Below are 6,870 nucleotides of genomic sequence, written 5' to 3' on the forward strand. Positions count from 1 at the left end.
CCTTGCTGTAGAGATACCGCTTTGCTTCTAATGTGCGTGTTAATTAGCTTTTCTTTTCTAATAGCGAGGGCGTGACGGTTAACAGGCAACCGATTCCGATGAACCATAAAACGACGGCGATTCCAGCCGTCGTTGGCGTATGAGCAACAAGGATATGGTACGGGCGCGGGGAAGAATCGCGATTGTAGCCAAATCCCACACATATAAGCAGGGCAAGGATTGGAATAATCTCCACTTTAAGGGAGGAAAACAAGCAGGCAGAACACATACCGATAGCTTGGAAAGCGAGAGTTGATACTAGAAGAGTTCGCAAATCTTTTTCACTGATCGGCACCTGGAGGAGAAAAGCATTTGCTACAAAGCGCATAAGGATGATCCCGAGCCATTGGATAGCACACAGCGTCACCGTCAGTGCGGCTCGAAATAATCGAATAGGGGCTACCGCAAGAGTTTCCATGTGTGGAGCAACAGAATTGACAACTATCGCGCAGATACAACCAAGGAAAGGTCCGAGGAAATAGGAAAACGCGGTATCCCACGCATAATCAAAAGACGGAGTACCAAAAGACTCGGTATAGAAACTTTCAAAGGCAGCAATAAGTACGAGAGAAGCAAGCACTGCCGAGCCAAATCTCCGTGTTTTTACGAAAGCGAGCGGTGGAAAGTCCATAATCATCACGCGCGAAGTAGCTCAATGTAGCGCTGCTCTAAGCCTCGCACAGAACGATCTCCGTCTTGGACTAATACCTCAGATGAGCCGTTATGAACGACTCTGCCTTCAGAAAGAACAACGAGGTGTTGTGCGGCGGATTCGACGTCCTCTACCAAATGTGTTGATAGCAATATGGTCGAGTTGAGCTGTGATAGTAACTGACGGAAATGGGCACGCTGTTCTGGATCGAGGCCTGCGGTTGGTTCATCAAGAATAATAAGCTGAGGCGTTCCTGCGATTGCCGCGGCAATACCAGTGCGTTGACGCATACCCCCTGATAGGGCGCGGATCTTTTTGTTTGCGTCTTTTGTTAAATCAACGCGCTCAATGGCGTGAGCTGCGGCGTCGGCAATCTGTTTCTTCGGGAAAGTCCTCATCCACAAGTTATATTCAACGAATTGACGCACGGTGAGAGCCGGATCAGCAGAAAAGTCTTGTGGAAGGAAACTGAGATCTTGCAAGGCGAGGCGGCGCTCATGAGCATTGCTCATTGCTCTGCCCATGATAGTGACGGTTCCTGCTTTAGGCTTGAGAATTCCTGTTATGCTTTTTAAAAGAGTGGTTTTACCTGCGCCATTTGGGCCTAATAGTCCGATCACCCCTCCGCTGGGAATCTGTAGGGATAGCTCATTAAAGATCGTGTGTTTTCCGTAGCCTTGGGTGAAATTGCATAGATTAATAGCGGTGGTGCTCATGATAGATCCTTAACTTGACAGGTAGTGCGGTATTCATCGACCATGCGCATAAGTTCCTGGACTATTTGCTCGTTGGTATATCCTGCCCATTTTTGGCCAAGTCGGGCGACGGCATTATCGTTGGTTACATTTTCTGAGGAATAGCCAGAGAATGTAATGTCGCCATAAACATAGTTGGTAGTAATATCCATCAAAGCCCAGCGAGCATCATCCGTATCATTACAGGAGTGAACGTCGGCCAGTAATTTATCGAGATATGGTCCGGCAATCATTTGTGCAGATACCCAAGGGTTCTCATTCCCGCCTAGCGCACCGAGAGTGAAAGTGTCCTCAATTGTGCTCTTATTCTGCAGATTATCTTTAACGGGTTCTAATCCGGTTTCTAAAAATAGGGCGGGCTTAGGTGGATTGCCAGCTAGAGTTAATAGCAGATTTCCACGCTCTATTTGTTTAGTAAAAGCCGGTACTTTGTAGTCGCTTTCTTTCCAGACGCAGATCGTATCTTTGCCGTGAGTATTGCAGAAGAAATTTGATGCAGTGGGGTGGCGCATGGTCGATAGTGGCGTTCCGGAATGAAGAAAGAAAACAATGAATAATGCGGCGCTTAGCGCGAGTTGTAGAGAAAATGTCGTTTTGGGGTGTGAAGTGAAATGGTAAATGTAGCCGATCAGTAGCGTTAGTATGCCGATCGTTAAGCAAGGGATAATGAGGCGATAGATAGCAGGATTCCAGGTATCGCAATTATTTATAGTAGATACCGCGTTGGTTGCGTAAATGCCGAGGAACGTACCTAGGATTAGTGATGCGAGAACGGCGATAAGCTGGATAGAAATAATCGTTGCAATAATCTCGCCAACGATTACAGGTATAGCAGTAAATAACAGTGCAGATGGGATGTAGCCAAGATCTAAAAGACCGCGATGAGTAGTAATGCTAGAAGCGGCTAACGCGAGTAGGTACGCTAGGCAGAACGGCATTAAGGCAAGCGTTGTGTACCGAACCAATAAGTCGCAGAGTTTTAGCGCTATCCAAGAGCGCGGTGTGGTATTCGATATGGCATTCTCGTCAGCTCTGAGATGGGTTATTGTTAGTGCGGCGGATATGCCAGAAATCGGACCGCTAATAAAGGTAATAAAAATCCATAACAGTGGAGTCACCCCGTTATAGGAATCTAAGATACGGTCCTTTAAGGCGAACATGAAAACCAGGCACGCCACAATCATGGCGAGGGAAGCTAAAGCGTATGTACGGCGTGGATAGCGGTATGTGAACACAAGCGCTCCCTAAGTGTATTGCCCGTTGACAACTTCCTCGTTGAACCTGGTAATCGAACACTACCATTTTCGAGCGCTTCGTATAGGGAATTCTGGATAAGTCGGTATTGGTGGAGGGGGAGGGTGGGGCGGTGGAAATGCTGTTTAGCTTTGCGGATCTATGTATAGCCGAGGGTGGTAAACAGTTTCTCTAAGCTTTTTGCCGACGGATTAGCAATCTCATTAACAACGAGCATAGCAAAATGCGTCGCACCCACATGAGATTCGACAACTTCTTGCAGTGTTGATACTTGCGTACCACGAACCTTAAACGTATCGGTGAGCATAGCAAACAGTTGCTCATCACTGTGAGCGTTGAGCCACCGAGACAGCGCCGAGATAGTACGCGGAGTGGTGATCTGATTCATCTGCGTACCATCACCCAAAATCTCATCGAGAGAAATATTTTCATCAGGATCGGAGCTATCAATAACTTGCGGGGTATTTTTGGCAAAAATCATCTGCGGGTGCGCCTCTAAAACCTTGCGAATATGGCGGTTCAAATTCGGATCAAGATCGAGATAGGTCTGAGTATCAGGGGACACACGATACAAGACAAATCGAGAGATCGACGCTTCATCGAGCGCGGTGACATTGCCCTTATCATTACCGGCAATAACCACCTTGAGGTTATCGGGCAATTTCATTGACCCAATGGCGCGCATGGTCGGGATCGACAATGCTTCAGAGGTGACATCAGGGGTGGTACGGTTGAGTTCATCGAGAAACAAGATCGGAGTCTCATCAGGGTGCTCACAGGCATAAGTAATCGCGTCAGCGATGATCGCATGTGGGTAGAATTCCTGCTTATAGGAGATAATCTCTCCATCCGTATTCATCACCGGCACAAGACGGGCACCCGTTAAATCAGCCTTATCAGCGAGCTGATTACATGGCAGGGTAAAACAGCGAGTATTCATCAAGGTGGCAAGACTTTCTAACCAGCTTGATTTACCAATACCGGCTTCACCGAGCAACATCGGAATATTATTAGCTTCTAAATCAGCACGGACGCAAGAGAGGAGAACATTATTAAAACGCATGAGTGGTATCCTTAATATGAAAGTAATAAAACAATAGAACGACCAAAAATGGTAGAACTATCACAACATAAATCGACCCCCGCCGAGATGGCGGGGGTCTTATGGGTTGATTGATGGAAAAACTCGATCAGTTTTATGGGCATTCGGTGTATTTTTGGATAGTTGTATGGTGAGTAGTGGTGTATCCATGTTGTAATAGATACTTACCATATTCTTCAATGGCGGCGAAATCATTAGATGGGATTTCATGACCATCATGTAAGAACTTAACAAATTCACCAATATACTGCGGTTGACATACGGGCTGAGCAGGTTGTACCGGCTGGGGAGCTGGTGGATTCGGATTAATATTTACACCAGGTTGGTCAACCGAAATACCATAGTCAGTATCTGGCTCAGGTTGTGGATCAGGGATCACCGGCTGGGGCGCGGGCGCAGGAGCAACGGGCTGCGGAGCGGGTGCTGGTTGAGCAGGTACGACAGCGGGCGGTTGCGGAGCAGGCTTAGCTGGCTGCGCGGGTTGAGCAGGTGCTTTTGGAGTAGAAAACACCGGAGCTTCATCTACTGGAGCAGTGGCGATCACTTCACCAACCTTGTTCTTCGTCTCTTCCGAGGCTTTCGGGTTAGCGGCAACACCGGCGGTGGTCTTGTTCACTGCGTCTTTGCCAGCCTCACCTTTCAGCGTCTCATCGCCTTTAGCGACCGCGTCTTTAACCTGATCGAGAACCTTCTTCAAATCCTCGTCCTTGACCTGGTCGGCAGGAATGACCTCCATTTTCACCTTTTCGGCGGTGGCAGCCATCTTCGAACCTTCAGCGGGCTTAACCGCAACATTAACCGGCTGGGGGACGGTAAACAATTCACCTTTATTGGTAATCGGGGTAATGTAGGACACCTTATAGTTACCCGCGTCCACGATTATTGAATCCGTGGTAGCTTTAGTAGACGGCTTAATGGCGTGATAGAACGTCGCGGGCGTCTTTACTTCCGTGGTCGCTTTTGTATCTGCTTTATCGGCAGACTTAACGTCTTTATTAGCGTCCTTATCCTTTGCGTCCGTACCGTTCAGCTTCGGATCAGAGGTATCTTTATCAATACGTACAATCAACGGTGAGGACTGTTCCGTCCAATTCTGATGGGGAGCGACTTCGATGGATAGAGCACCGTATGTGTTGGTGCTATCGCTAGAGGTGTTCTGAGGTTCTGTTGAATCAGTTTTAAACCAGGTAACGGCAAGACCGCCCACGGCAGTAAGTGTGAGGATTGAGGCGATGATAATGGCAAGTTTCTTTTGAGCTAGCAACGTATTCTCTTTATCTTAATAGTGCTTTCGTTGCGCCGAAGTGAAAGCACTTCGGCGCAACGTGTTGTGGTGTAGTGGTTGGAAATATGGGAGAGCTAGAGGCTATATTCGATCACGCGGATCGGGAGCTTTGCTTGATGAGAAGGGATAGTTTAAGTGAACGCTACTTGTGAACCCATGTTCCGTGTGAGTCTTGGGCGTACGAGGATAATTCAGATTCGGGGATGAAGATTGTTCCGTCTTTCATTGAACCGAACTCAACTTCTGCGATTCTTAAAGGAAATTTAGTGCTCTCTTTAGAACTATCTGAAAGTGGTGCACTTCCCTTGAAGTCAAAGCCGGCATAATAGTCGTCATCGGCTGGAGAGAGATTACATTTTGTTACATGGATGAATTCGTTCGCTGAATCATCTATGTACATTCCCCATTCTGGATTATCAGCATTAAATTGTGAAATTGGTATAAATCTCGCCCCTTCGTCAAGGTGGGGGTATAAGAATTGACGTACCCAATAGTCACTGGGGTGTAAGTCGTAGTATGACGTTGGTTCTGATCGTTCAGAGATGAGACTTCCAGATGGTTTGGCGGCTTCTTCCCAGCCGTCGTTGTACTCAATCGCTCCCTTGATGGCGCAGAGTTGGGTTGATTTTACCTCGACGGAACTTAGTGTTAGAGATTTGACTGCGACGCTTGTTTTATCGGCTTCCAGTAGTGGGATGAGATCGGAGTTTAGTGCAACTGTGACGCTCCCTGTTGGGTAGACGCCCGTCGGTGTTGAGAAATCGAAGAAAGAGCCTTCCTCTTTTAATGCTTCACTTATCTCGCTACCTGCCTCATTGGAATTGCATCCAGAAATGCATGCTGTGCATGCTGCGATGATTGAAATGAGTGCTAATGATCTTTTCACGTGATCCTCCAGTGTGTGCTTGAGATTTTCGTGTTCACTGTAGCAGGAACTGATCGCTTCTTGTGGAAGTTATCAGTACCTGGAACTAGTAAGTGCTGATTGTCACGATTGATTGAGTGAGAGAGGGCTTATCGCATGCATTGCGAATGACGCTCGGCGTGAATCTGCGTGCCGAGCGTCACCGTCGCGCTATGACTCAGGAATCTCTTGCAGAGCAGCTCGGGATAACGTCGCGATATTTGGCGGGTATTGAGCGGGGCGAACGTAACCTCACCCTCGACTCAATAGAGGTCCTAGCTGCTGAGCTGGGAGTTGACCCTCATTCGTTACTTGCTCCACCACGTAGATAGCGCCGTCTTACTGATGACGGGCACGAGTGGAGTGCGGCGGTAACTGCCGTCCAGGATAGCCCTTCGAATCGTACAAGCTCGTTGGCGCGGGCGATAATGTGTTCTTCGACTGCGTCTCGGAGTAGGGCAAGATCGTGTAGTTCTGCCTCGCCAGGGGAGAGATTAGGGTTATGTGAGTCGTTGTGAAAAGCGGCGACGTATTCGCGAGCGAATTCAAAAGTATTCATAATGATCTCCAAATGTAATGGAGGGCGAGTCGGCAGCCCGTCTTATTTGGGTTGCTGAGAGCGATTCGCCTCCGCGGCATCGCTCGACCGCGATAGCGGTCTTTCGACGTGGTAATAGGGCAGTGGTAGGCCTCTGTAGCCCTGGGTTATAGGGCAAAATGTGTGGTTAATGTTTTAGCCTTAGGGTGTTTGAGGGTTATAGGACAAAATGTGTTGCTTGTGGGTTAGTCCCAGGTGTTGTGGTATGGGGTGGTGTGGTGGAGTTCGTTCCAGCAGATTGCGTCGCCCCAGGTGGGTATGGTGGTGTTGGCTTGTTGGTG

The 6,870-nt window shown here is 48.2% G+C and carries 8 protein-coding genes; 1 reads left to right on the forward strand and 7 read right to left on the reverse strand.

Annotated elements, in window-relative coordinates; genetic code table 11:
- Positions 1-43: 43 nt before the first annotated feature.
- From ACLHIJ_RS06310 to ACLHIJ_RS06335, 6 genes are all read right to left on the reverse strand, one after another.
- Positions 44-679 (reverse strand): hypothetical protein, encoded by a 636-nt coding sequence (locus ACLHIJ_RS06310; RefSeq protein ID WP_411297149.1) that lies wholly within the window; start codon positions 677-679, stop codon positions 44-46.
- Positions 676-1,407, reverse strand: a complete 732-nt coding sequence (locus ACLHIJ_RS06315; RefSeq protein ID WP_411297150.1) for an ABC transporter ATP-binding protein — start codon at positions 1,405-1,407, stop codon at positions 676-678. The genes ACLHIJ_RS06310 and ACLHIJ_RS06315 overlap by 4 nt, the downstream gene beginning before the upstream one ends.
- Positions 1,404-2,681 (reverse strand): hypothetical protein, encoded by a 1,278-nt coding sequence (locus ACLHIJ_RS06320; RefSeq protein WP_411297151.1) that lies wholly within the window; start codon positions 2,679-2,681, stop codon positions 1,404-1,406. Before ACLHIJ_RS06320 ends, ACLHIJ_RS06315 begins: the two co-directional genes overlap by 4 nt.
- A 158-nt stretch (positions 2,682-2,839) precedes the next feature.
- Entirely contained in the window at positions 2,840-3,763 is a 924-nt protein-coding gene (locus tag ACLHIJ_RS06325; protein ID WP_411298722.1) for an AAA family ATPase, read from the reverse strand.
- Between the two features lie 133 nt (positions 3,764-3,896).
- Positions 3,897-5,066 carry a hypothetical protein gene (locus ACLHIJ_RS06330; RefSeq protein ID WP_411298723.1) on the reverse strand — a complete coding sequence of 390 codons (1,170 nt, stop codon included), beginning with the start codon at positions 5,064-5,066 and terminating at the stop codon, positions 3,897-3,899.
- Between the two features lie 163 nt (positions 5,067-5,229).
- Complete coding sequence (locus ACLHIJ_RS06335) at positions 5,230-5,973, reverse strand: hypothetical protein (RefSeq protein ID WP_411298724.1); 744 nt, start codon at positions 5,971-5,973, stop codon at positions 5,230-5,232.
- Between the two features lie 146 nt (positions 5,974-6,119).
- Here ACLHIJ_RS06335 and ACLHIJ_RS06340 point away from each other — a divergent pair, with 146 nt between their 5' ends.
- Entirely contained in the window at positions 6,120-6,323 is a 204-nt protein-coding gene (locus ACLHIJ_RS06340) for a helix-turn-helix domain-containing protein (protein WP_411298733.1), read from the forward strand.
- On the opposite strand, the gene ACLHIJ_RS06345 is transcribed toward ACLHIJ_RS06340, so the two are convergent.
- Entirely contained in the window at positions 6,293-6,550 is a 258-nt protein-coding gene (locus tag ACLHIJ_RS06345) for a hypothetical protein (protein ID WP_411298726.1), read from the reverse strand. The genes ACLHIJ_RS06340 and ACLHIJ_RS06345 overlap by 31 nt on opposite strands.
- Positions 6,551-6,870: the final 320 nt, after the last annotated feature.

It is taken from the genome of Trueperella sp. LYQ141 (assembly GCF_046599555.1).
Classification (GTDB): Bacteria; Actinomycetota; Actinomycetes; order Actinomycetales; family Actinomycetaceae; genus Trueperella.